At 37.7% G+C, this 24,676-nt stretch carries 25 protein-coding genes; 4 read left to right on the top strand and 21 right to left on the bottom strand.

Features of this window, described 5'->3' with window-relative positions:
• Positions 1–657: 657 nt before the first annotated feature.
• From PQ474_RS02450 to PQ474_RS02400, 11 genes are all read right to left on the bottom strand, one after another.
• Positions 658–2,337: a cbb3-type cytochrome c oxidase subunit I gene (locus PQ474_RS02450; RefSeq protein ID WP_273840248.1), complete on the bottom strand. Its 1,680-nt coding sequence runs from the start codon at positions 2,335–2,337 to the stop codon at positions 658–660.
• A 16-nt stretch (positions 2,338–2,353) separates the two neighbouring features.
• Positions 2,354–2,821, bottom strand: coding sequence for a cytochrome c oxidase subunit II (locus tag PQ474_RS02445; RefSeq protein ID WP_273840246.1), 468 nt, complete (start codon positions 2,819–2,821; stop codon positions 2,354–2,356).
• A gap of 11 nt (positions 2,822–2,832) precedes the next feature.
• Positions 2,833–2,985, bottom strand: coding sequence for a hypothetical protein (locus tag PQ474_RS02440; RefSeq protein ID WP_273840244.1), 153 nt, complete (start codon positions 2,983–2,985; stop codon positions 2,833–2,835).
• A gap of 230 nt (positions 2,986–3,215) precedes the next feature.
• Positions 3,216–4,130: a heme o synthase gene (gene cyoE, locus PQ474_RS02435; RefSeq protein ID WP_273840242.1), complete on the bottom strand. Its 915-nt coding sequence runs from the start codon at positions 4,128–4,130 to the stop codon at positions 3,216–3,218.
• Positions 4,131–4,399: 269 nt separating this feature from the next.
• Entirely contained in the window at positions 4,400–4,765 is a 366-nt protein-coding gene (locus PQ474_RS02430) for a putative zinc-binding protein (RefSeq protein WP_273840240.1), read from the bottom strand.
• A gap of 189 nt (positions 4,766–4,954) precedes the next feature.
• A complete protein-coding gene (locus PQ474_RS02425; RefSeq protein WP_273840239.1) occupies positions 4,955–5,146 on the bottom strand; it encodes a hypothetical protein in 192 nt (63 codons plus the stop codon).
• Positions 5,139–5,672 carry a QcrA and Rieske domain-containing protein gene (locus PQ474_RS02420; protein ID WP_273840237.1) on the bottom strand — a complete coding sequence of 178 codons (534 nt, stop codon included), beginning with the start codon at positions 5,670–5,672 and terminating at the stop codon, positions 5,139–5,141. The genes PQ474_RS02425 and PQ474_RS02420 overlap by 8 nt, the downstream gene beginning before the upstream one ends.
• Before the next feature lie 15 nt (positions 5,673–5,687).
• On the bottom strand, positions 5,688–6,230 hold the full coding sequence (locus PQ474_RS02415; RefSeq protein ID WP_273840236.1) for a 4Fe-4S dicluster domain-containing protein: 543 nt from the start codon (positions 6,228–6,230) through the stop codon (positions 5,688–5,690).
• Positions 6,231–6,257: 27 nt separating this feature from the next.
• A complete protein-coding gene (gene fdhF / locus PQ474_RS02410) occupies positions 6,258–8,381 on the bottom strand; it encodes a formate dehydrogenase subunit alpha (RefSeq protein WP_273840234.1) in 2,124 nt (707 codons plus the stop codon).
• Positions 8,382–9,518, bottom strand: a complete 1,137-nt coding sequence (locus PQ474_RS02405) for an MFS transporter (RefSeq protein WP_273840233.1) — start codon at positions 9,516–9,518, stop codon at positions 8,382–8,384.
• A 186-nt stretch (positions 9,519–9,704) separates the two neighbouring features.
• A complete protein-coding gene (locus PQ474_RS02400) occupies positions 9,705–10,316 on the bottom strand; it encodes a molybdenum cofactor guanylyltransferase (RefSeq protein WP_273840231.1) in 612 nt (203 codons plus the stop codon).
• Positions 10,317–10,555: 239 nt separating this feature from the next.
• Between PQ474_RS02400 and PQ474_RS26510 the strand changes: the two genes are divergently transcribed.
• Both PQ474_RS26510 and PQ474_RS02395 read left to right on the top strand, forming a co-directional pair.
• Positions 10,556–10,672, top strand: coding sequence for a P-loop NTPase (locus PQ474_RS26510; protein WP_390185976.1), 117 nt, complete (start codon positions 10,556–10,558; stop codon positions 10,670–10,672).
• 267 nt (positions 10,673–10,939) lie between these two features.
• A complete protein-coding gene (locus PQ474_RS02395) occupies positions 10,940–12,259 on the top strand; it encodes a NarK family nitrate/nitrite MFS transporter (protein ID WP_273840230.1) in 1,320 nt (439 codons plus the stop codon).
• An 81-nt stretch (positions 12,260–12,340) separates the two neighbouring features.
• Here PQ474_RS02395 and PQ474_RS02390 read toward each other — a convergent pair whose 3' ends face one another.
• The 6 genes from PQ474_RS02390 to PQ474_RS02365 form a co-directional block, all read right to left on the bottom strand.
• Positions 12,341–12,904, bottom strand: a complete 564-nt coding sequence (locus tag PQ474_RS02390; RefSeq protein ID WP_273840227.1) for an HPP family protein — start codon at positions 12,902–12,904, stop codon at positions 12,341–12,343.
• 759 nt (positions 12,905–13,663) lie between these two features.
• Positions 13,664–14,767, bottom strand: a complete 1,104-nt coding sequence (thiH, locus tag PQ474_RS02385; protein ID WP_273840226.1) for a 2-iminoacetate synthase ThiH — start codon at positions 14,765–14,767, stop codon at positions 13,664–13,666.
• Positions 14,768–14,815: 48 nt separating this feature from the next.
• Positions 14,816–15,583 carry a thiazole synthase gene (locus tag PQ474_RS02380; protein WP_273840225.1) on the bottom strand — a complete coding sequence of 256 codons (768 nt, stop codon included), beginning with the start codon at positions 15,581–15,583 and terminating at the stop codon, positions 14,816–14,818.
• Positions 15,584–15,747: 164 nt separating this feature from the next.
• Positions 15,748–16,122 (bottom strand): cupredoxin domain-containing protein, encoded by a 375-nt coding sequence (locus PQ474_RS02375; protein WP_273840223.1) that lies wholly within the window; start codon positions 16,120–16,122, stop codon positions 15,748–15,750.
• A 366-nt stretch (positions 16,123–16,488) separates the two neighbouring features.
• Positions 16,489–16,800, bottom strand: a complete 312-nt coding sequence (locus PQ474_RS02370; RefSeq protein WP_273840221.1) for a metal-sulfur cluster assembly factor — start codon at positions 16,798–16,800, stop codon at positions 16,489–16,491.
• 111 nt (positions 16,801–16,911) lie between these two features.
• On the bottom strand, positions 16,912–17,601 hold the full coding sequence (locus tag PQ474_RS02365) for a Crp/Fnr family transcriptional regulator (protein WP_273840219.1): 690 nt from the start codon (positions 17,599–17,601) through the stop codon (positions 16,912–16,914).
• Between the two features lie 229 nt (positions 17,602–17,830).
• Here PQ474_RS02365 and ric point away from each other — a divergent pair, with 229 nt between their 5' ends.
• Positions 17,831–18,538 (top strand): iron-sulfur cluster repair di-iron protein, encoded by a 708-nt coding sequence (gene ric / locus PQ474_RS02360; protein ID WP_273840217.1) that lies wholly within the window; start codon positions 17,831–17,833, stop codon positions 18,536–18,538.
• A gap of 110 nt (positions 18,539–18,648) precedes the next feature.
• Here the strand turns inward: ric and PQ474_RS02355 are convergent, their stop codons facing one another.
• Positions 18,649–19,785, bottom strand: a complete 1,137-nt coding sequence (locus PQ474_RS02355) for a TIGR04053 family radical SAM/SPASM domain-containing protein (RefSeq protein ID WP_273840216.1) — start codon at positions 19,783–19,785, stop codon at positions 18,649–18,651.
• Between the two features lie 184 nt (positions 19,786–19,969).
• Positions 19,970–20,503: a hemerythrin domain-containing protein gene (locus tag PQ474_RS02350; protein ID WP_273840215.1), complete on the bottom strand. Its 534-nt coding sequence runs from the start codon at positions 20,501–20,503 to the stop codon at positions 19,970–19,972.
• Between the two features lie 296 nt (positions 20,504–20,799).
• Between PQ474_RS02350 and PQ474_RS02345 the strand changes: the two genes are divergently transcribed.
• Complete coding sequence (locus PQ474_RS02345) at positions 20,800–21,771, top strand: NAD(P)H-dependent flavin oxidoreductase (protein WP_273840310.1); 972 nt, start codon at positions 20,800–20,802, stop codon at positions 21,769–21,771.
• A 369-nt stretch (positions 21,772–22,140) separates the two neighbouring features.
• On the opposite strand, the gene PQ474_RS02340 is transcribed toward PQ474_RS02345, so the two are convergent.
• Both PQ474_RS02340 and PQ474_RS02335 read right to left on the bottom strand, forming a co-directional pair.
• Positions 22,141–23,328 carry a sulfite reductase subunit alpha gene (locus PQ474_RS02340; RefSeq protein WP_390185982.1) on the bottom strand — a complete coding sequence of 396 codons (1,188 nt, stop codon included), beginning with the start codon at positions 23,326–23,328 and terminating at the stop codon, positions 22,141–22,143.
• Positions 23,329–23,765: 437 nt separating this feature from the next.
• Positions 23,766–24,524: a DeoR/GlpR family DNA-binding transcription regulator gene (locus PQ474_RS02335; RefSeq protein WP_273840213.1), complete on the bottom strand. Its 759-nt coding sequence runs from the start codon at positions 24,522–24,524 to the stop codon at positions 23,766–23,768.
• Positions 24,525–24,676 lie beyond the last annotated feature (152 nt).

Genomic DNA, 24,676 nt, shown 5'->3' with positions numbered 1-24,676 from the left:
AACTATTTACAGCTTTTCAAAAAAAGAAAGGCCCTTTCACAATACGATGCGACTGTATAGTTTTTCCTGGTTTTTGTGAATTAATTAGGATTCCCCAGTTTAGCCCAACAACATTTCTAGTTGTTGAATAAGGTTCAGTTCGTAGAATCGCAACCATAACCATGCGATAAGTAAGGCTGTTTTCCTCAGCAACATCTGGCTTCATTCCAACTTACATCGAAGCCCCTTACCAGACTTAATTAAATCGATTTGACTACCTTAATTTGTCGCCGCATTTTTTAAAATATAACCCTTATCATACCGACTTCTAATTTTCCTTTGGATTAATTTATGCCTGCTTTTCTTTTGGTGTTATAGCTGGCTCATTCCTATCTGGTATGACACCTTCTTATCTGTTTTTCATTGGATCTATCGTTCTCCTTTTTGTTGTTATTTTATTTAATCTGGTCACTAGTTTAAAAACATACCTATCCATAAAGTGAAAAACAAGAGCAACGGCAAGGTTGCTCTTGTTTTTTTCTAGACAGTACAACTACGATCTAGGATGTTATTAGTATTATGAAAATTATAGTTCTTAAAAGTAATAAATGTAGCTCTTTGTTTTAAGAAAGTTCACCTCAGTCTGGCCGTACAACCAGCTACCGACTACATAAGATATTACCATGTTTTGTATGGTGGCGACCCTGGTGGTGCATTCCCGATAATTTCTATCAACGGAATCACGTATCCTATTGCAATAACAACTAGCATAATGACAATCACACGTCCCCAATTTTCTGTCCAATAAGGTGTTTTCGCTGCATTCTCTTCTACTTCAGCGATAGGAAATTCTGTTTCTCCTTTTGGTGCAAAGAACATTAGATGGACGACTGCATAAACTTGGAGAATGACCCCGATCATTAATAGAGTTCCTCCGACAGCTAAGAACATTAAATACGGGTCCCAACTCAATGCCGTTGCATTGTCAAAATAGGTAGTATAGGACGTTCTACGAGGTGAGCCTAGTAAACCAACCCAATGCATCGCAACTGCCATTAATGCCATTCCTACTGTCCAAATCAATGTTTGGATCACTCCTAATTTATTCATTTTAGGCGTTAACACCCGTTTTGATAAATAAGGAACTAACCAGTAACTAATTCCGAAGAACGTAAGAACAACAGAGGTTCCTACAGTTAAATGGAAATGCCCGACAACCCACATCGTATTATGAACGACTTGGTTTAGCTGATTCGTACTTTGAACAATTCCACCTGCACCACCTGGAATAAAGGCGATCATGGCAATCATGGGTGCCAAGAAACGAACATCGCCCCAAGGCAATTTTTTGAACCAACTAACTACGCCTTTTCCTCCTTTCTTCTTTGCCGTTTTCTCAAATACAGAAAACATAGCGTATGCTGTCATTAGCGAAGGAAAACCAATCGCTAGACTCATAAAGACGTGTAGAAACTTGACATGCTCTGTTATTCCAGGGTCAATAATTTGATGGTGAAAACCACCCGGAATATTCATTATGACGAGTAACATAATAACGACACGAGTTAATGTATCACTAAATCGTCTTCCACCGATGACCTTAGGTACAACCACATACCATGCAGAGACCGCTGTTAAATACCAAATATTTACCAACGTGTGTCCAAAAGCCCAAAATAGTGTTCGGGCAAGCATCACATTAATCGTTTCGACCCAGCCGATTGCCCAAGGAATAATCATTAACACTTCAATCGTTACAGGAATGCTTCCAAAAAACAACAGGACAAATACTCCAGTGGCAAAATAAGCAAGGATTGGTACATGTTTTCCTTTGTTAAGCTTTCTCCAATTTGCTACCTGAATAAAAGCTCCAAATGCGCACATCCATACACCCAACACAATGAAGACTAAACCAATATAAAAAACTGGATGGGCTGCCATAGGTGGATAAAATGTATATAAAACAGTTGCTTCATTCATTAAAATCGGAACAACGGCTAGCACAAACCCTATCATTTTCAATCCAAAACCGGTCCATGCCAACTTTCTCACTTTAGGAAGAAGGCTCCCTAACGTATGAGAGAGTACTGCATAGAAATAACCAACCGTAAAGAACGCTGTTAATACAAGAACTAATAGTAAACCATGTGCTGTTAACACTTGATAATAAGAAAACCAGGATGGCAATTCTAAAAGACCCGCACGGTTTAATCCTTGCAATAAACCTAATGTTCCACCAATAAAAAGAGCTGCAAATGCGATAAGTAAATAAGATTTTGATAGAATAGCATCTTTGGAATTAATCCCGAACACTTCATTTGCCTTTTCATTAAATACATTTTCACTAGCTGTTTCCACTTTTTTATTCCCCCCTTTATTTCACCGTAATCGTTGTAGCCATATGCTGGTGACCGACACCACAGAATTCATTACATACGACTAAATATTCACCTGTTTGATTAAATGTCTGTGATATTTTTTGTATATGCCCTGGCGTCACCATTGCATTTAAATTGGTTCCTGCAACTTGGAATCCGTGGACCACATCTTTTGACGTCATCGTGAAATGTACCGTTGACCCAGCAGGGATTTCAATGTTGTTTGGGTTGAATCTAAAAATTTCCAATGTCATAACCACTTCATATTCGTTCTCCCCAATTTGTTTAACACCTGGTTGATCAAATGGTGCTGTTTCATCCACCTTTTGTGGATCAATGGTTTCCATGTGGCTTGGTGGCCCCATGCCTAAAACAAATGTTTGATAACCAGTAAATAACATAAATCCTATGATCATACCAAAGCTTACAATAAGCCATATTTTTTCATCGAGATGGAATTTCATCACTACTCCCCCTATACTCTAGCTAAATATACCGAAAACATTAATAGATACGTTGCGAGAATAACTGCCGCTACCACTCCTAAAGAAAACCAGGTACCTATCCGTGAACCATGCTCTTCCATATACTCTTCCACAGCTTTCTGCTTAATCTGTCTTTCTTCCATAAATATCAACCTCCTTATCTTCTTACTCACATCTTATTTAATAACGCTTCTTAGAGTGGTGAGTTGAATCACTTATTAAGTGACTAAATAGTGAACAGCTAACTCCCTAAAAGAAATGTAAATGCGACTTTCCCAAAGTAGAAAAGAGAAAAACAGATTCTTAAGGAAAATCGAAAAAAATACCCCGAAAGTTTGCAATAAAATTGCAAACTCCGGAGTCATGACTTTGGTTAACTAGATATGGGTAAGGTAACAATAATCATCAGAATAAGTATTATCATTAAATAATTAACAGAAAACAAGAACATAATGCGTGCCCACTTTAAATCATTTCTTGTGAAAAGTCCGTATAGACTTAAAGCGAGCCAAACTACGTTTAGTAAAGTTGCGATAACAACGAAGGCTGTTCCAAGTGGCGTTAAATAATAAGGCAATGGCAATAAGCAACCGACATAGACAACCATTTGACGCTTCGTCACGTTAAACCCGTGTACTACGGGTAGCATCGCAACTCCTGCAGCTTGATATTCTTCATATTTCCGTATCGTTATAGCAAAAGTATGTGGCATTTGCCAAATAAATAGGAAAAGAAATAAGACGATCGGGACGATAGTTGAAGCTGGTTGTATGGCAGCCCAACCAATTAGTGGAGTAACGGCTCCAGAAACACTTCCAATAAGAGTATTTAGGGTATATCTTCGTTTTGACCACATTGTGTACAAAACAACATAGGTGAACCACCCAACAAACGCATAAATGGTTGCTTCCACAGTTGTAAAAAGTAAAAGAATTAATCCAAGAATTGTCAAGATGATCCCCAGCGTGAAAACGACATGAAGAGGAATCGTACCCGTTACCGTTGGGCGATTTTTCGTTCTTTCCATTAACTGATCTATATCAACATCGTACCAGTTATTGAGGATGAGAGCACCTGCAATGACGAATGTACTCCCTATTACCGTTAGGAAAAATACACCCAAATGATTGACAAAGGAGGCATTGGAAAAATACAGTGCTAACCAAAATCCAATAAATACAGGTAACACATTGGAAAGCAACACCCCTCGTTTAACAAGTGTGGTTAATTCAGAGATTAAATAGAAACTCTCACCCCACTGTAAAGAAGGAAACTTATTTAGTCTCATCTACTACCCCTCCCTTTGAATAAAATTGAAAACTAATAAGCTAGAAAGAGATCTTAGCTTCTAGCATTAATAGTATCAATTTTATAAAGGGAGCATAGTGACCTAAGTCACGTACCGCAAAATGCAGTTTTCTTACACCGATTTAAATGTATGAGAAACGTGATTAGATTTTGGCAACTATCGTATTGAAAATCTGTTACAAGACATAGATGCAATCAAACGGAAAAGCAACCTAATTATTTGATTAGAAAATCACTAATGAATAACAGTTAATAATCATTATTAGTGAGCTCCAAAATCTGTTTGTAAGCACTCTGATAAAGGTCAAGATTAGGATCTTCCCCCTTTATCTTTGGTACGTCAAAGTCAGATAGTACAAAATAATGCATGGGTTTAACGTCATGTCTAGCTAAAGAATGTTTGCAACATGATAAGGGACAGCCATCAATGGCGATGATATCTCGCCCAGATTTCGCTGTTCGAACAAGTGGTTTGACATCACCTCCAACACCAGCAATACAAGACATTTCAGCAACTTTCTCTCGATCCATTTTTATCGCAATCATGTTAGCGGTTTGTGCGGCCGAGGAACAACCAGAGCATGAATACACTAGAGGTAAATCAGTTCTTTTCATCTTTTTAGCTCCTTCCCTACTTTACTTTAGTAAACAACATTAAGTCTTAATTGACTTGAGTCAAACTTCTTTCTTCACTTTAATTTATTTGTTTTGATAAATCTGTGAATTATGGCACATCTTTTAATAATGATTCACAAATATAATGGATAAAAACAAGGGGGACTTTTAAAAGTCCCCCTTGTTTCTCTAGTTATACTCCCATTTCCTCCAAAATAACATTGCGGTTATGGCTACTACCGAAGATAGTAAAGCAATAATGGTATTACGAAAGACTAATTCAAATTCTAATCCAAGATATGCTTCAATCGTCCACTGTAACATCACCACATTAATGGCTAATGTGATAAAAATGATAGCCCAACAGATCTTTTTAGCCATGTCTAATCTTCCTTCCAACTGCATAGACAGTACCATTTTGAACTTCAATTTCGATTAAAGGCAATTCACGCTGAGGTGGTCCTGCAATCGGATGACCATTATTTAAATCAAAATATCCTTGATGACACGGACATAACAGCACTTCACTTTCTTGCTCATAAAACACCGGACACATTAAATGAGTACAGGCACTATTATAGGCTTTTAGCTCCCCTGCTTTTGTATGAATTAACAGGGCAGGATCTTTTTCTGTCGGATAATGAAACGTGATGGACGAGCCTTTAGGGATAGAATCTAATTTGGCAATTTCTACGAGTTCTCTTTCCTCTTCAAAATCTCCTAAGAGTGCCTTTACTGAGAATGGTAATGTTGTGAGACCTAGAGCTACAGTTGCTCCAACTGCCGTTTTCAAGAAAGCTCTTCTATTAAACTTTAAGTCATCAAAACGACTGATGTTATCCGTTAAGTTGATCATATCTTCCTTGCTTTGATACTTCTCACGTTTACATTTTATATTGTCCGTCATGCTTATTCCTCCTCTCTAGTCTGAATACACCCCGAAAAATTCTGGTACATATTTCCATTTATCATTTTCACTTGGTTTCTTACCTTCGATTAAGTTCATTTGTGTACGACGTCTCCGGAGTGACTGCATTTCTTCAAAATCGATAAAACGAATGGCGTCACTTGGGCATACGGAAGCACACATTGGAGCAATATCATATTTTGAGCGGTCATAACACATGTCACATTTATACATTTTGTTTTCTTCAAAATCAAACTTAGGAATCCCAAATGGACAGGCAAATGTACAGTTACGACAACCGATACACTTTTCATCCATCGCTGATAAGACGACTCCCTCCTCCGTAATCTGAATCGCATTGGCCGGACATACTCTCGCACAGGCAGGGTCTTTACATTGCATACACATCATTGGAAATGTCTGTCTGCTCTCAGTAAAATCAATGTATTCCACATAATTCCGTTCTTTCGCGTCATGATCTCCACATTCTCGGCATGCTGCTTGACATGCACGGCAACCGATACACCGTTCAAATTCTAGATACATGATTTTATTCATAAATGGGTCCCCCAATAAGCTTTTGTTTTATATTCTTTCAAGTTTCACGGCTGCGACTTTAAATTCTGGCATTCTTGAAGTTGGATCTAATGCAGGGTTTGTTAGCAAATTAGCTGCAAGTTCTTTTCCCCAGTGATAAGGAATAAAGACGGTATCTTTTCGTATCGCTTTAGTAATTCGAGCCTCAACTGTCATCGTAGAACGAGGACTGGTTACCTTAACAAGATTTTTCTCTGAAATGTTATATTGACTTGCAAGTTCAGGGTGGATCTCGATATATGGTAAAGGACATTGCTGCATTAAAAAGTCAACACGTCTTGTTTGCGTACCTGATAAATAATGAAAGACTACGCGGCCTGTCGTTAAAATGTGAGGATAGTCCTTAGTAGGTGTTTCACCTGGTTCAGCCCAATCAACAGCAGCCAAGTTCGCTTTTCCGTCCTCTGTCCCAAACTTCTCTTTAAACATAGTTGGTGTTCCAGGATGATCTTCAGACGGACACGGCCAGAAAACTCCATCTTCTTTTTCAATCCGTTCCCATGTAATACCGTAATAATCAGCTTTTCCACCTTTAGAAGCCATTCTTAATTCTTCAAAAATTTGTTTTGGATTATCGTAGTTAAAGAATTGTTCTTTCCCCATTCTTTTTGCAATATCACACATGATTTCCCAATCAGTTTTGGACTCTCCAACTGGCTCAGTCACTTTTCTAACGCGAATGACACGCCCCTCTAAATTCGTCGTCGTCCCTTCATCTTCTGCCCATGTCGTTGTCGGTAGAACCACATCAGCAAATTCGGCTGTTTCAGATAAGAAGAAGTCACTAACTACTAAAAAGTCTAGCTTTTTTAAACCACTCCAGATGTACTCGAGATTAGGTGCAGATACGGCAGGATTGCTACACATAATATGCATGCCACGAATGTTCTCTTTTTGAATTTCATGAAACATTTCATAAGCAGAGACGCCTGCTTTGGGCATTTCCTCAGGTTTAATTCCCCAAACTCCCGCCACATGCTTCACATGCTCCGGGTTATCAATCTTTCGATAACCAGGCAATGCGTCAGCTTTTTGTCCATGCTCACGACCACCTTGACCATTTCCTTGTCCTGTAATCGTCGCAACACCAGATGCGAATTTCCCAATTTGCCCACGAAGTAAAGCCATTGACGTATAGAGTGTAACGTTATCTACCCCTTTGTTTTGTTGTTCAATTCCACGGCAGAACGTTACAATCGAACGAGGAGATTGGCCGTAAATGTGAGCAGCTTTAATAATTTTTTCCTTCTTTACTCCTGTGATCGATTCTGTATATTCAGGTGTAAACTTCTTAACCATTGCCTTTAACTCTTCATAATTGTTACATCTTTCGTTTACATATTCTTCATCAACATAGCCTTCTTTTACGAGTAAATGCATAATGCCGTTTGCTAACGCCGAGTCAGATCCTGGTTTTAAATCTAGATGAACGTCAGCTACTCGTGCTGTTGGTGTTTCCCTTGGATCGGCAACGATTAACTTCGCTCCTTTATCCTTGGCCTTCCACAACCATTGAATCATCGTTGGATGACATTCAGCCGTGTTTGAACCGGCCATAAATAAGCAATTGGTATGCTCAAATTCTGGTAATGGTAAACTTGACCCGCGGTCTACTCCAAGAGTTTTCATAAATCCACCAGCTGCTGAAGACATACAGAATCGGCCATTATAATCTAGGAATCTTGTACCGATTCCAACACGAGCGTATTTACCAACTAAGTAACATTTTTCGTTGGTCATAGATACCCCACCAAATACACCAACCGCATCTTTCCCATAGTCTTTTTGAAGTCTCTTGAAATTTTTCTCAATTAAGTCGTACGCATCTTCCCAACTTGACTCTATAAACTGTCCATTCTTTTTAATAAGCGGCTTCAAAATTCGTTCTTTATGATTGACCGTCTGATAAGCCGTAACCCCTTTTGGACACATTTTTCCAAGTGTAACCGGCCAATCATAGCGCGGTTCAACTCCTACGACCTTTCCAGACTTTTCATTCACTCGTATATGCATCCCACACTGCATGCCGCAATAGCAACAATGTGTGGTCACTAGTTTCTCGCCAGGCTTTTGTAAATTCTTTACTCCGTCTTTTACAAGAAATTCACTCATTTATTCGTCCCCCGTTTTATCATAGTAAGAATCTTCTCGTTTTTGTCCGAACCCAGGAATATGAATGCCCGTATTCGTTTGGATTGGATTGTTTGGAGAAGGTAGATTCGATTGAATATTCAATTGCTTCATCACACGAATTCTTCTTCGGCAGCTTGGGCAGTAATCCGCAAGATACGAGCCATCTGCTAATTGAAGGTCAAAGCTTTGTACGCCGAGAATCTCTTTTACATCGGCAATTTGATCATCATTACTATAAGGTACTTGACATGATTTACACTCTCTCGTATCGCTGCCAACCACTTCTTGATAATTCATAGGTACAGCTGTTGCGAGTGGCCTTACCGGTAGATGGAACAGCTTACCAAATGGAAAATACACTAAGAAAATAACAACTGTTATTTGGTGAATAAGTGCTAAGTAGTTGTGCATCCAGCCCCCTAAGAATTTATAAGAAACCGTTAGTATTAATCCAGATACCGTTACCCAAAGGAGGATATATAATGGAAATAAATCAAATTCAACTCGTTGGGTTACTTTCACATCTTGGTTTTTAGAACGTCTAATCAGTGCCATAGTTACACCGATTAATACCATCATCGCTGTAATATTTAACCCGTTGTACACTAGTTCAGCAAATAATCCATTTGCAGCCATCGCAATAGTAGGAATTCCCATCACAACGATCTGATAAGTTTCTGGATCAATTAGCTTGAAATGCATCCAACCGAAAGTGAGGCCAAAAGTGATCGCAAACGACCCTATACATCCCCATGCAATCAACCAATGCATAATCCCTCTATAAATACCGCGTTTAAAAATGAACTTCTGAAGTATGATGTTGTCAAAAGCCGTTTTTGCAATGGCTTTCCAGTTGCTTTTTGCTCTTTTCTTTTTCTTCAAATTTTGAAAACTTCTTTTAAGCACTTGGTGAGTCGCTGGCCTAATTGCCCATGCACATAATCGAATAGTCATTCCAATAGCAAAAACAAATGAACCGACTAAGTAACCGAACAACATGATATCGACATGTGAGAATTGTCCCGTTCCTATCCACATTAGGATAATTAAGACCATAACAATAACAAAAGAATACATACTTGCTTTCGAATAAAATGACTTTTCAATCTGACTCATTTTGCCACTCCTTATTTGTGACTCTTAGTTTGATACGTTTATTGTAAATTTTCTTCCTAAGTTAAACTGTGAGGTTCATCACATCAGACAAATTCAATGTGAATTTTTAATGAACTTCATCATTTGAACATAAAAAAACGAGATTCCTTTTCGTTTCGAGGTCTCTCGTTTTCCTGTCAAATAAAGTTAATAAGCATGATCTTTTTCTACCTGTAATACTTGTTGGTAATCTTCTTGTGTTCGTATGTGGAAAGTGAATAAAAGATTCTGTTCATTTGTATTCTCAACTAAACTCTTAACTTTAAATGAAACCTTTTCAAGTATTTTCATTAATCCAATTTCTTCTATCTCCAATAATTCTTCCGTAACACTCAAACACGAACGGTCATATACCCCATGATATAACTGAAGGTTTCCGTTCCATTCTGGTGCAATAACTTGAACCCCTGTTTTCTTTTTAAGGTCTAACATTTCTGTGACTATATCTGAATTTAATAGTGGCATATCTGACGTTACGAGCCATAAAGAATCATTCTTTGATAACGATAACGCCGCATGCATGCCACTTAATGTACCCGCCCCTTTAAAGTAGTCAGTGATGATCCGAATGCTGTTTCCAAAGAGCGGCAAATACACATATGGATTTTTCGTCACTAAAATTACTTCATCACAAATTTTCTTCATTTCCATGACTTGTCTCTCAATTAACGTTTTATCCCCTAACTTTAATAAACTAATTAATTGATCATGATCTATTTTGTAACTTTCACTATCTAATATTACGCCAGTTAACTGCATTACTTTTCCCTCCTTGTCCTTACAATATAAAACGAAAAAGGGTGTAAAACTGTTAAGTCTGTCACAGTTATCACTTATCAATAATCTAAAACGAATTAAAAAATTTGTCATGGCGAAAATGGCCAACTTGAATTTGGCAGGCATGTAAATACAAATAAGAATCAACAAGGTGATCCGTATCACAGCCTTTATGTTAGACATTCGATAATCTAATCCTAAAGGAGTGAGACAAATTTTAAATGGAAAATGTTATTCCCGTTACTAGTGGTAAAGGCGGCGTCGGGAAATCAACGGTTGCAATTAGCGCTTTCTTTAGCGAATTTAAGGAAGGAAGTTGCCCTTATAGATCTAGATGACGATTCCTACTTAGTCAAAGCCCCTTGCAGTGTTTTTTGTTGTTTTCAGCGCCCTCTGAATTAAAGTGTTTTTTTCTTTCACATAGCTTTCTTGTTTTTCTTCACAATATCTCCACAAAGTGCTCTTTTACCATTTTCACCCACTATGGCAATCATTTCGTTACTCAATTGAAAGATTATGTGACATTGATCACATTCAAGTATTTCGTTTATTTGTATGCTTTTTTTATCAGTATTCATACAAAAACAAATTATTAGGAGGTACCTATGGCGCGAATTACAGAGTGGAAGCCAGAGAATAATGAATTTTGGGAAAGGGAAGGGAAACGTCATGCTAGGCGAAACCTATGGATATCCGTTCCGACGTTAATGCTTGCTTTTATTGTCTGGCAAATTTGGTCAGTCGTTGCCGTCCGATTAAATGACATCGGTTTCCAATTTACAGAAGAACAATTATTCACATTAGCGGCCATTCCAGGTTTGGTTGGAGCATCTTTACGTTTTGTATATACATTTGCACTGGGCAAATTCGGTGGAAGAAACTGGATTGTCTTTTCAACAGGAATATTAATTATTCCTACACTTGGAATTGGATTTGCTGTTCAAAATCCAGAAACACCCTACTGGGTGATGCTTACCTTAGCAGCACTTTGTGGACTTGGTGGGGGTAACTTTTCATCTGCATCTGCTAACATTAGTTTCTTTTTCCCGAAAAAAGAAAAAGGAACAGCCCTCGGGATTAACGGTGGTTTAGGAAACATGGGGGTATCTGTTGTCCAATTTGTTACTCCGCTTATTATTGTCATTGGTACGTTTGCTGCTATTGGAGGGGAAGGTCAACTCTTGCCTAACGGACAGGAAATTTGGCTTCAAAATGCTGCATTTATCTGGGTTATCCCTATTATAGTCATGACAATCATTGCTTATTTTGGGATGGATAATCTCCCAACAGCCAAACAATCTGTGAAAGACCAATTTATTATCGTAAAAAGAAAACACACCTGGATTATGACCATTCTTTATATTGCGACATTTGGCTCTTTCATTGGGTATGGTGCTGCTTTTCCTTTGTTATTGCGTTCGCAATTTCCGGAATATGTGGCTTTAGCCTTTCTTGGTGCCTTCTTGGCAGCTGCTGCACGACCAGTTGGTGGATGGATATCTGATAAAGTTGGTGGAGCTCGAGTAACAGCCTATGTATTAGTTATTATGTCCCTAGGCGCGTTGTCCGTTATTTATTTTATTGATCAACAAAACTTCGTCGGGTTTCTTGTATCCTTTTTACTATTATTTATCGCTGCAGGAATCGGCTCCGGTTCTACATTCCAAATGATTCCCGTCATCTTCCCTGCTAAAGAAGCGGCACCTGTACTCGGATTTACCGCGGCCTTTGCTGCATACGGATCGTTCTTTATCCCCCATTTATTTGGTTGGTCTGTATCTAATACAGGTACACCAGTAACCGCGTTGTACTTCTTTATTGGTTTCTATGCTATTTCCATCTTACTGAATTGGTACTATTATCAAAGGAGCCGTTCAGGAATCAAGGTTAGTGACGCACCCATTAAAAGAAAAAGAGTGAAATAATAACAAAAAATAAGTGCTATAGAATTTTTTTATTCCATAGCACTTACGTTATAAAAAAAGGTAAATAGAAACTTGATCTAGTTACACCCACCTTTTGGGGTAATTTCTGCTCTCAAATAAATTATTATATAAAACCGAGATGCCTACGACGATAAAAGCACTAAGTACAATCGTTAAAAGCAATCCCCAACCAGCTTGGGAATTGATCGCAACAATTGCACTGGCAGCAGCAGGCGGATGCATCATTTTCGTAATGATCATTAGTAATACGACAATAGCTAAAGTAATTCCAATCGTAATATGAGACCTCCCAAACAAATCCCAAATCGACAATGCTGCAACAGTTGATAGAAAGTGTCCACCAATAATATGGCGTGGTTGGGAAAAAGGTCCTTCATGTGCCGCAAATACGAGTAAACAACTAGCACCTATAGGGCCTAAAGCCATTGGGTAGCCAAGACTAACTGCGAGAAAGCTTATCATTGTCATTGCAATTAGTCCACCACCTGCAGATACTAGAGAATCTGTTATGCCTACACTATGATCGTTTACACTAACACTCTTCATTTTTCTTATATAATGCGTTAAACTCCAACTCTTTTCCATATCAGCAGGTTTCTTTAGTTCCCCTCTTTCCAAAGACAAAAGCAAACCTCTCCTTCCACGACCCAAAAGTCAAGAGACTTGTTAGATTTATTCACATAAAATTCATTATAAAGGCAATTTATAGAAAGGTAAATACACTATGGAGTTAATCTTCCCCCTCACGACTAGGGCCTGTAACACAAGAACCAATAACCTATGGTTATTGGTTCTTGTGTTTCGGAAATAGAGTTGAATCATACTTAAATTTGTCCTTAGAAATCTAATTGAATGAATTTTCTCTCTAAGCATAAATGAAGACGCACAATGTCAGTCACTGTGCGCCTTGATCTATTTATCTATAATTTATTGAAAAAGCACCGTAAGTGTAAGGGCCATTAAAGTAAAAATACCTGGGTTTTTTAGCTTCTGATTTTTCATCATCATTACCTCCTTAGTATCGTCTCTTTTGTTAAAACAATCATAACACCAATAATAAGAACTGTAAGTCTTCTGGTAAGGAAACCTGACAATAAAAAATATATATAAAATACATGTTTTACTTCCTTTTGTTTCCTTCCTAACCAGGCTTGATTGTCTAACAAACGTAGATAAACCTCAGATACTCCATCCTTTAATTATGAGGTCATAGATGTTTTGAACCCTAATCTCCCAACTCATCTATGATGATGCACGTCTTTTCTTTGCTTCTACCAGCACCCGTGATATTTTTATTAAAAGCCCTAGCCATTTGGTATTATTGTAGTAGAACCTACAAACGTATAACCTTTCAGTTAGATATGAGGTCAGAATAACTCAGATCTATGAATGAATCCAATCTTTAAAAATGGGTTGGTAGCCTTTTTTATAAAGGGCATCGCAAATGTCTCTTACTCCACGTTCATCGGAAATTTGAAATTGATTTGTTCCTTGGCTTTCAAGGGAATAGCCACCAACCTCCGTTGATGCTCCTGCTGACATCCTCGTGATTCCAAGAGGTATAAGGTGATCTCTAAAGACCGCACTTTCACGAGTAGATAATGTAATGCCCGATCTAGGTAAAAGCAATCTTAATGCAACGAGGCTTTGAACAAATGCTTTATCATTCACCTCTGATCGCGGATTGAAATTACCTAAATGAGGTCGGATTCTTGGAAGTGATAGACCAATTTCTGTATCTATGTATTTATTTTGTAGATAATTGGCGTGCATCCCAGTGAAAAACACCTCTTTCCTCCAGTTATCTAAGCCAAGTAATGTACCGATATTGACACTACGAAGTCCTGCTTCACACCCTCTTTCAGGTGTATCAAGACGATAACGGTAATTGCGTTTTGGGCCTTTTACATGAAAATCCCGATAAACATCTTCATTGTATACTTCTTGATACACGGTAACTCCATCAACACCAGCTTCCCTTAATTGTTTGTACTCTTCTGTGTCTAGTGGATTAATTTCAATCGAGATAGAAGAGAAATATTTTTTTAGAACTTCCACTGTTTCCTTAATATACGAAACAGAAGAATGTAGTTTCGATTCTCCAGTCAATATTAAAATATGTTTAATTCCGTTACTCGCTAAGTTTTTCGCTTCCCTGTCGACTTCTTCCATCGTAAGTTTTTGTCGTTTAAATTGATTAGTAACACTAAAGCTACAATAGGTACAGTGGTTAACACAATGATCAGAGATATAAATAGGATTAAATAACTGGATCGTTTTTCCAAAATGTTGAACCGTTACACGATGGGCTTTTTGCGCCAATGCCTCTAAACATTCCTCTGCAGCAGGGGATAATAACATTAAAAAATCTTCATCATTTATCAAATCTTTATGTAATATCCTTTTTATATCATTACTTGTTACCGAATTGAGAAAGCCTTCAAAATCAAGCAATTTTAATTGCTTATATACATGATAAAAACTCACGATCTATGTCCCCTCCCTAAAATCACATTCCATTTTCGGTTCGTTATTTTATGACAAAAAGCCTGTTAATGGAGAGGACGCCCTTGCCTCTAGTGTACTAGTACCCAACCCGCTCAAATAAGCTGTTCTGCCTGCTTTGACGCTGTTTGCAAATGCCGCTGCCATACTAATAGGATTGCTTGAAGTCGCAATAGCTGTATTGACTAGCACTGCATCTGCTCCTAACTCCATCGCCTCACAAGCTTCAGACGGCCTTCCAATTCCTGCATCAACAATAATTGGAACCTTACTCTCTGCAATCATAATACGGACCAACTCTTGAGTTCTAAATCCACGATTGGAACCAATTGGTGAGCCTAATGGCATAACTGCAGCTGCCCCAACTTCTTCTAATTGTTTAGCTACCATTAAATCAGGATTCATATAAGGTAAGACCATAAATCCTTCTTTTGCTAAACGTTCCGTTGCTTTTAACGTTTCGTAGTTATCAGGGAGTAAATACTTTTGGTCCGTAATCACTTCAATTTTCACCCAGTTCCCAAGCCCTGCCGCCCTAGCTAGCTTTGCGATACGCACAGCTTCTTCAGCAGTCCTAGCTCCTGAAGTGTTTGGAAGTAGAATCATATCTTTTGGAATGAAATTCATAATGTTTTCCTCTTTTGAACATAGATCGACACGACGCATGGCTACCGTAATGACCTGCGCCATAGAACTTTTTATGACGTCAGGAATCAGACTATCATTATGAAATTTTCCTGTACCAATACAAAGTCGACTTTTCAACTTAATACCACCAATAGTTAACTCATCTTTCATTTTTTCTCTCCCCTCCTGCTTAAAAAAAATCACTGAAATCGTAAAAGAACTGTTTCCTTTCTCTTTCCTAGCAAGTAATATTCTTCCCTTATAAAAATTATTTCGTAATAAGAAAGGACTTTTGCGAAAGAAGGTTCTTGCGTAGAAGTCTATATGTACTTTTTTTACTCTACAATCAGTTTTGCTGTCATTTTGTCGTGATCCCCACCACAAGGGATAGAGCAATAAATAATATATTCTCCAGCTGCTAGAGTTACTGTTTGTTCACCATCTCCATCGATTTTTAGATCTGCACCTTCAATTTCTACTCCATGATATCCTTCTACGTTCTTTAATTGGATGGTTACTTCTCCAGCTGAAACTTTATATTCTTCCTGATCAAACTTCCAATTAGATGCCTCCAATACTATCGTGCTACCACTTTCAATTGTTGAAGCCTCTTCGCTTTTAGTTGTCGCAGGTTCATCACTACTGCCTGCGCATGCCACTAAAGAACCGATTAACAAGATGGATACTCCAGTAATGAATAATTTTTTCATTTTTTGCATTCTCCTTTTTTAATCCGTCTCTTTTAACGATATGGATCTAGTATAAGTGTTTACATAAAACCAATTGAACGTTCTATTCTTCTCCCCTTCATAAAGTTTTAGGTGACTGCCTTTACCCTAGCAAACCTGTTGTGCAAATTCGGTGATTCATATCACACACCATTCATTTTTTTGAAACTGTACCATAGTTGTAAAAACTTTATCAGCGTATTCTTAATTGAAATCTTTATTTTTCAGTGAGATCTGCCTATTAGAAAGGTGCTCTTAATTGTTTTTCACACACCCATTCCTCAGCCTAAATCCTATTTTTAAAGGCCCTGCCCCCAGTTAGAACAGCGCATAAAAATAACTTTTATTTTAACTTGGAACACCAAGTGCCATTTTTGCATAGCGGGACAACCGGTCTTTTGACCAAGGCGGACTCCAGACGACATCGACTTGAATGTCATTGATCTCCTCCATTTTAGAAATTCTTGTTTTCAAATCAGCAATGATTTCTCCTGCCATCGGGCAGCCCATTGAAGTCATCGTCATTTTGATCGAAGCATTATTGCCTTCATCTACATCCACTTCATAAATAAGTCCCAAATTCACAATATCAATTCCAAGCTCTGGATCATTTACTTCTTTCAACATTTCATAGACTTGATCAACTATTTTTTTACTCATTTACTTCACTCCTTCTCAACTACTAATTAAATCCTCAGTCACACTGTAACAAAAAGATTTTGATTGGTTTGTGAGTCGAATCACACGGTATCAGTGAGGAGGCTCGTGAATTTATATAATTTCATCTTGCAATTTTTTTAAACTGATAAGGAAATAACCCTCTTCATCCGTATCAATCAGTTCTTTCTTCCGTAACCGATTAATAGTACGGTTTATCGTTTCTCTCGATGTTCCAATCATATTGGCTAGTTCTCGATTGGTAAAATGGGTTGTAAGTCTATATTTTCCGTCGACTTGCTCACCATTTGATTTACATAAGCGAAGGAATAACATCACAATTTGTTCATATGTGTCACGAAGAATTTTTTCCTCTAATCGATTTTGAAGATCCACGATTTTTTCTCCTAAAACTTTGAACATTTTAATACAGAGTTCAGGATATCTAAGAAGGATTGACTCAAACTGCCCAACTGGAATAACAATTAACTCTGAGGTCTCAAGGATCTCAGCATGTGCTGGGAAGTTCCCTTTCCGGAAAAAACCAGCGTGCGGAAACATATCTCCAGCTTCGAGGATGGACACAATTTGTTCTTTACCTGACAGATCCGTTTTGTGAATTTTCACCTTGCCAGAATGGATAAAAAATACTCGATCAAGTGGTTCACCCTGCATAAATACAAATGATCTTGCCGAATAAGTCCGTAATTGAGAGATATCGACGATCGGTTGAATTTCTTCTTCTGAAAGCTCCTTAAAGAGAGATACTCCCTGTAGATGTTTTTTAATCATTGCTATTTTCATATTAAAACCCCTTACTCATCAAGTTATACTCTTCATTCAATTGTAGTAAAACACCCAAAAGAACACTGTGATTCATATCATAGTTAGCTTAAGAAGCGCGATTGTTTCTAAACTAGTCTATTTGAAAATTATTATTCACTACTATTAAGTGATCTAAATCACTACGTAAACGATGATTCGTTGTTATCCTTTATTTAGATCCAAAATTGAATCACATGGAGGAATTGAAATGGAACGAACATTTACTGAAACATCTGTTGTAGGTGAAATCGTAACGAAATTTCCAAAAGCAAGTGACCTTTTTAAATCTTATCGTATCGACTTTTGCTGCGGAGGTAACCGTCCGCTTATAGAAGCCATTCATGAGAGAAGTTTATCAGCAGATGAAGTATTAACAAAGCTAAATACACTTTATCAGGAAACAACCGCATTAAATGAATCAAGAATCGAGTGGGAACGCGCATCGTATAGTGAATTAATCGATTACATTATCAATAAACATCATCGCTACATTAATGAAGAGCTACCTCAATTAAGTCCATACGTCACAAAAGTATTACGTGTTCATGGGGCAGGACAACCTCATTTAGCTCAAATCCATCGATTATTTCATGAATTGCGGGTTGAGTTAGAACAGCATTTAATTAAAGAGGAAACGGAAGATTTCCCTCTCATTTTAGAAGTTGAGCAAAACAGGACTGAGGAAAACTATAAGAAATTGCAAAAGGTCGTTGATGAATTAGAATCTGAACATAGCAACGCCGGTAATATTTTAAAAGAACTTCGTGACATTACAAATGATTTTACTCCTCCAGAGGGAGCATGCGGTACTTATCGTTTAGTCTATCAACGGCTTGAGGACCTGGAGGCTGATCTGTTCCAACACATTCATTTAGAAAACAATGTACTGTTCCCACGAGCAGTTGCGCAAGTGTAAGTTCTGACTCAAAAAGGTAGTCATTTAATCAGATATTCATTCTTAAAAGGATCGTCTTATGAAACGATCCTTTTTTCTAATGTTTCTTCACAAAAAGTAAGACATGAACGCTATTGTTCATGTCTTACTTTTTCTTTATTCTGTTTTCTCATTGATTTTGGGATGTATACACAGTATGGTTCACTTTCCATGTAATCCCCAGTCATTGCATAGGCTCTAGACCGTGATCCTCCGCAAACATATCGAAATTCACAGACACCACACTTGCCTTTATATTTATCAGGATTACGTAAATCTTTAAAAATAGGTGAATCGCGATAGATATCAGCTAATGGCGTTGTGCGAACATTTCCAGCTTTAACAGGCAGCAATCCACTTGGATAGACATCTCCTATGTGTGAGATAAAGACAAAGCCGTTACCATCATTGACTCCTTTTGGTGCGCGACCAAGTCCATCAAATGGGCCAGTCATCCCTTTCATCAATGCATCCTGATAGCGAATCGCTTGATCAGGAGTGGGATTTTCTCTCATTTTCTGTTGAATAACGACACGTCGATAATGCTGAGCGGCGGTTGTTTTAATATCAAAAGAAACTTTTTTACTCAATTGATGAAGCCAGCGAAACACCTGTTCATGCTCTACTGGTGAAATCATATCGTTTTCCTTCCCACGCCCTATTGGTACGAGGAAAAATACGCTCCAAAGCACGCAATTCAAGTCTTCTACTAATTTAGCCATTTCATCAAGCGCATCAACGTTATATCTAGAAATCACGGTATTAATTTGAATAGGGATTTCCAATCTATGCAGATGACGGATTGCATTCATTGTTAACTTAAACGAACCTTCCGTACCTCTAAAATGGTCGTGAATGGCAGATGTAGGTCCGTCCAAACTAAACGCCCATCTAGCAAGTCCAACGTCTTTTGCCTTTTGAATCGCTTCTTTCGTAACGTTTGGGGTTGCACTTGGTGTCATCGAGACACGGATCCCTTTTTTAACCGCATATTCAGCAATCTCATATACATCAGGACGCATTAGTGGGTCCCCTCCCGTAAACACAAGCATCGGGTTATCCATTTCATATATGTCATTAATAAGTTTTTTTCCTTCTTCAAATGTCAGTTCAAGAGGATGACGGTGGTGCTGAGCCTCCGCTCGACAGTGAAGACACTTTAATTCGCATGCTCTAGTTAATTCCCAAATAACGATAAATGGATTTTCATTAAAATCACGGTTAAACATACAATCCCTCCATTCAATTCATCTCCATTATAGGCTTGTGTATGATGTTGGGATGTGAGATACATCACGTGACTAGCAGGATCTTTTAGTTCATAGATCTAAGACTCGTCATCTCACTAAATCATGAATTTTTGCATTTAGAAAAAAAGGGAACACGGACGAGTAAGCCATGTTCACCAAATTATTAAATGGTACCTATTTGATTCTCCAATTTTATTTTCTCTTCACTAGTTAGTAGTTTTTCTGCCATTGGAAATAAAATTTCTTCTTCCTTCAAAAAATGTCCTTGTAATACATGGTAAGCTTGGTTATAGAATTCTGCCATTTCAAGTATTACGATACTGTTGAGGCATTTTTCTACATGAATGGTTTCCTCTAGAAACTTTCGTAAGTTGCCTTTTGCTTGATCGTGCTCATATTCCATCACATATATCGGACCTACATCTTTTCCAATGTAATTGGCCACCATCGGAAATAACACTCCTTCCTCCTTTTCAGAATGAGGATCTAAGAGAGTAACGAACTCGATGACTCCATTTCGAAGTTGCCATAACTTATCTTTCATTCTCCCCATCTCTTTTTCTTTTTCAATTGATACAGACAATTCATATAAATTTTTCATTTGTGCTCTTAAAGGTACATGTTCGCTTTTGAGTCTTTGAAGAGGCGGACATAACTTTACTGATTCATTCCCTGCTAGTTCACAAAATTGGGTCATAACTGAAAACCTCCTTTTTTACAAGATTACCAGAGAAACAATTAAGAACATGTGATTGGAATCACATAATTTAGAACTATTTAAAAACACCTAATAAATTTTATAAAACCAAAGTTATTATATAGTTGCAATGAGAAATGGCGCTCTCTCGAAAATGATACGGACTAAAAATTTGACCATTGTGTGGCAAAGAAAAACTTATATCAACTTTTAGGAGTAGGTGTTAATTAGGTCACAGTTGTTTGAAGACCCTATTGTTACTATTAAGAGATATTAAGGTCAAACTTAATAAATATGTGAAATGGGGTGTATTTTTGAACTTTCCACAATTAAAAATCGGTCATATGTTGCCAAAGGTTCCAATCATTCAAGGTGGCATGGGTGTAGGAATTTCATTAAGTCGGCTCGCATCTGCAGTTGCAAACGCAGGAGGAATTGGGATTATCTCAGGGACAGGGATTACAGTCAATGAATTGAGGTCACATATAAGGAAGACTAAGGAGAACATAAACAATTCAGGATATATTGGGGTAAACGTTCTCTTCTCCATGAATGACTTTGCTGAAAAGATGAAAGCCGCCATTGAAGAAAAAGTTGATTTCATCATATCAGGCGCTGGAATTTCAAGAGATATGTATGCTTGGGGCAAAGAAGCTGACATTCCCGTCATCTCGATTGTGTCTTCAGCGAAACTTGCTAAGCTATCAGAACGTCTTGGTGCTTCCGCAGTTGTTGTAGAGGGCCATGAAGCTGGTGGGCACCTAGGTACTAATAGACCTTTGTTTGATATATTGCCGGAAGTGGTTACAGCGGTTAAGATTCCAGTCATTGCTGCTGGAGGGATTATGACTGGAGAAGATCTCGCACGCGCATTAAATCTGGGTGCTTCTGGGGTCCAAATGGGAACAAGGTTTGTTGCTAGTGAAGAGTGTGATGCACCGTTATCATTTAAAGAAAAATATGTACATGCGAAATATGAAGACACACTTTTGGTAAAAACAACTGTTGGTCTCGAGGGCCGTGCAATTAAAAACCATTTCACTGAACTTATTTCAGATGATAAAAAGGTGAAAATTAAGAAGTGCATGGATTGCTTGAAGAATTGTTCTTATCGTTTTTGTACGCTAGATTCTTTGATTACATCTAAGAATGGAGATTGCGAGAATGGCCTAGTTTTTGCAGGTGCAAGAGTACATGAAATTAAAGATATTCTACCAGTTAAGACAATCATCAACAATATCATGAGAGAATATAAAGCTTGCATATGATTTGAATAGGTGCCTGACCATTTTAACATTAATCTTATTTGGTCAGGCACCTTTATATTATAACAAGCTTGTGATTAGCTCAATGAAGACAACGAATGGATCATGTGTACAGAATACAGAGAATTAAATATCTCATTGTAGAATCCGAATATATGTAATCACCGAATTGTAATTTGGACAGTTGTGTTTTTTTACAAGGGTGAATGGTGCCTGAATAGATTCATTCATCGAGACTTTTTCCTGAAGCGAGATTTGTCACCGACTTTCTTTCAGATCATAGGTCGCGCTAGACGTCCTAAAGATTGTGCACATGTCTAAAAGCACATAAAGAGACAGGAAAATTCCTGTCTCTTTATGGTTAGATTTCATTTAATATACATCACGCTGGTAACGTTTTTGCTTTTGCATTTCTGTTAGATACTCTTCCGCTGCTTCGCGGCTCATATCGCCTTCTGTTTCAATAATGTCAATAAGCGCGTTATGGACGTCTTTAGCCATATATTGTTTATCTCCACACACGTAGAAATATGCTCCAGCTTCTAACCAAGCAAACAATTCGTTGCTGTTCTCAAGCATCTTATGCTGTACGTACACTTTCTTTTCCGTATCACGTGAGAATGCAACATCTAATTTTGTTAGAACTCCATCGTTTTGATATCTTTCTAGCTCATCTTGGTACAGAAAATCAGTCGCCGAATGCCGGTCCCCAAAAAACAACCAAGATTTACCTGCTCCTTCATTCACTGCTCGTTCTTGAATGAAAGAACGGAATGGAGCAATTCCTGTTCCTGGGCCTACCATTATAATGTCTCGTTCTGTGGATTCTGGTAGAAAGAAGTGTTTATTTTGTTGAATGAATACTGGGAGTGTATCTCCTTGGTCAACACGTTCTGCACATTGTACAGAACATACCCCTTTTCTTTCACGTCCATTCGTTTCGTATCGTACAGCACCAATTGTCAAGTGTACTTCATCTGGGTGTGCTGTTAAGCTGCTCGCAATCGAATATAGGCGTGGCGGCATTTTTCTTAAAAGAGAAACAATATCTTGAGCTGATCCATTTAATGGCCCAAAGTCACGTATAAGATCGAGCAAATCGCGTCCTTCTATATATTCTTTTAGTTGATCTTTATTCTCCGGTAATACAAGCTTTTGAATTTCCTCATTTTCTGTAAATTGCGCCGCTTGCTGCATAATCTTTTTCGTTAATAAAGTAATTTCAAAGTACGTTGTCAAAGCTTCGCCTAGAGGAAGACTATCCCCCTTTTTATTAATTGTTACGCTTTCTTCTGAATCCCATTTCATTTCCGTAAGAAGTGTAGCCACCAGCTCTGGATCATTTTCAGGAAAGATCCCAAGACAATCACCAGGAACATATGAAAGGTTCGAACCATTTAAAGATAATTCGATGTGCCGGGTTTCTTTATTAGAGCCAGGTCCATTCAAATTTACAGTTTTAAGAACTTCCGCTTGAAAAGGATTCGTCCTTGAATATGTAACTGAAACCGCTTTCTCATTTGTTGTCTGTTCCGTGCTTTTCAGATCACTATTTTGCACAATATTCACCTCATGTAAGTAGTTTTTCACTTTTCTATTTCTTGGATATATTAAATTATTCTTTATAGATCCACTATATCCTTTAAATGTGTAACTTTATATATGAAAAACTTATGAATTAGTTTTATATTTAACAATATAAGTAATCTTTTTATTAAATTTAAAAATGTTCATCACTATACTGTTTGCTTCTGAGTATGCGAACTATACGTTCTTTTTTATGTATTACCGAAACTTTCTTTTTTCTAATAAAGGAAGAGGACTTCATAAATCATAATTAAGCCCCCCGAAGCTGAAGCACGTTTTACCGAGAAGACTAGTAAACTCCCATTCTTTACGAATCACATGATATAACTTATTGTACGTGAATTTTAAAGGAGACTATTCCACATCCTCGATTTTAAGAACTACAAGGAATTGCGTTTTTAAAACAACCATTAAGGACGAATGACCCTTATAGACATTTCTTCGAAAGCTTCTATTTGGTCCTGATCTGTCTTAGAATCTGTTATAATATAGGTAATCGTATTTATAGTCGCTACACGTGAAAATGCTTGTTTATCAAATTTAGTATGATCAGCTAACAAATAGACTTCATCAGATATTTCGATCATTTTCTGTTTAACAAGTGCCTGCATTTCATTTGAATCACTTATTCCTCGTTTCGCATGAATCCCTTGGCAAGAAATAAACGCCTTGTTAACATGATAATATTCTAGTGCATTATTCGTTTGTGGCCCAACAAAGGATAGAGACTTCTGTAACATCGTCCCACCTACTGTAATGACAGATATTTTTTCTCTGTTCGCTAATTCCATTGCTACTTTCATTGAGTTTGTTAATACAGTTAAGGGCATATCTGGCAATCTTTTTGCCATATACCAGGCAGTTGTGCTCGCATCTAAAATGATTCGATCATTTGTTGCTACATACTTGATTGCTTCCTCTGCTACGGCCAATTTTTCTTTCACATTTTGTATTTCTCTTTCGAAGTACGGGGCCTCAATTTCATTTTCTTTAATACTAACTGCACCGCCATGGCTTCGCTGTAATTTCCCCTCACTTTCAAGCTTCTCTAAATCACGACGGATAGTCTCTTCCGTCACACTAAAAATTTGACTTAATTCAGTAACGCGGATACTTCTTTTTTCATTGACAAGCTGAGTGATTTTTTCATGCCTTTCAGCTACTAGCATTTCGTCACCTCCGAAAACACTCGTGTGTAAACCTTTGTTTTATATTGTTTCAAGAATAATCTTTAGCTTTTGAATTAAATATACCATTTTTATTATATAAAAGGAAAAATGCACCCAGGCAAATTTATTTCACTATAAGCCTGACTGCAACT

Source organism: Halalkalibacter alkalisediminis, from assembly GCF_028610705.1.
GTDB classification, from domain to species: domain Bacteria; phylum Bacillota; class Bacilli; order Bacillales; family Bacillaceae_D; genus Halalkalibacter; species Halalkalibacter alkalisediminis.
The sequence above is the reverse complement of the archived record's forward strand: the minus strand, read 5'-3'. Positions and strand labels throughout refer to the sequence as shown.

Excerpts from the sequence above, each read along its gene's own strand:
- PQ474_RS02445 (WP_273840246.1), bottom strand. The coding sequence starts at position 2,821 with ATGAAATTCCATCTCGATGAAAAAATATGGCTTATTGTAAGCTTTGGT.
- PQ474_RS02440 (WP_273840244.1), bottom strand. The coding sequence starts at position 2,985 with ATGGAAGAAAGACAGATTAAGCAGAAAGCTGTGGAAGAGTATATGGAA.
- cyoE (WP_273840242.1), bottom strand. The coding sequence starts at position 4,130 with ATGAGACTAAATAAGTTTCCTTCTTTACAGTGGGGTGAGAGTTTCTAT.
- PQ474_RS02430 (WP_273840240.1), bottom strand. The coding sequence starts at position 4,765 with ATGAAAAGAACTGATTTACCTCTAGTGTATTCATGCTCTGGTTGTTCC.
- PQ474_RS02425 (WP_273840239.1), bottom strand. The coding sequence starts at position 5,146 with ATGGCTAAAAAGATCTGTTGGGCTATCATTTTTATCACATTAGCCATT.
- PQ474_RS02420 (WP_273840237.1), bottom strand. The coding sequence starts at position 5,672 with ATGACGGACAATATAAAATGTAAACGTGAGAAGTATCAAAGCAAGGAA.
- PQ474_RS02415 (WP_273840236.1), bottom strand. The coding sequence starts at position 6,230 with ATGAATAAAATCATGTATCTAGAATTTGAACGGTGTATCGGTTGCCGT.
- fdhF (WP_273840234.1), bottom strand. The coding sequence starts at position 8,381 with ATGAGTGAATTTCTTGTAAAAGACGGAGTAAAGAATTTACAAAAGCCT.
- PQ474_RS02405 (WP_273840233.1), bottom strand. The coding sequence starts at position 9,518 with ATGAGTCAGATTGAAAAGTCATTTTATTCGAAAGCAAGTATGTATTCT.
- PQ474_RS02400 (WP_273840231.1), bottom strand. The coding sequence starts at position 10,316 with ATGCAGTTAACTGGCGTAATATTAGATAGTGAAAGTTACAAAATAGAT.
- PQ474_RS26510 (WP_390185976.1), top strand. The coding sequence starts at position 10,556 with ATGGAAAATGTTATTCCCGTTACTAGTGGTAAAGGCGGCGTCGGGAAA.
- PQ474_RS02395 (WP_273840230.1), top strand. The coding sequence starts at position 10,940 with ATGGCGCGAATTACAGAGTGGAAGCCAGAGAATAATGAATTTTGGGAA.
- PQ474_RS02380 (WP_273840225.1), bottom strand. The coding sequence starts at position 15,583 with ATGAAAGATGAGTTAACTATTGGTGGTATTAAGTTGAAAAGTCGACTT.
- PQ474_RS02375 (WP_273840223.1), bottom strand. The coding sequence starts at position 16,122 with ATGAAAAAATTATTCATTACTGGAGTATCCATCTTGTTAATCGGTTCT.
- PQ474_RS02370 (WP_273840221.1), bottom strand. The coding sequence starts at position 16,800 with ATGAGTAAAAAAATAGTTGATCAAGTCTATGAAATGTTGAAAGAAGTA.
- PQ474_RS02365 (WP_273840219.1), bottom strand. The coding sequence starts at position 17,601 with ATGAAAATAGCAATGATTAAAAAACATCTACAGGGAGTATCTCTCTTT.
- ric (WP_273840217.1), top strand. The coding sequence starts at position 17,831 with ATGGAACGAACATTTACTGAAACATCTGTTGTAGGTGAAATCGTAACG.
- PQ474_RS02355 (WP_273840216.1), bottom strand. The coding sequence starts at position 19,785 with ATGTTTAACCGTGATTTTAATGAAAATCCATTTATCGTTATTTGGGAA.
- PQ474_RS02350 (WP_273840215.1), bottom strand. The coding sequence starts at position 20,503 with ATGACCCAATTTTGTGAACTAGCAGGGAATGAATCAGTAAAGTTATGT.
- PQ474_RS02335 (WP_273840213.1), bottom strand. The coding sequence starts at position 24,524 with ATGCTAGTAGCTGAAAGGCATGAAAAAATCACTCAGCTTGTCAATGAA.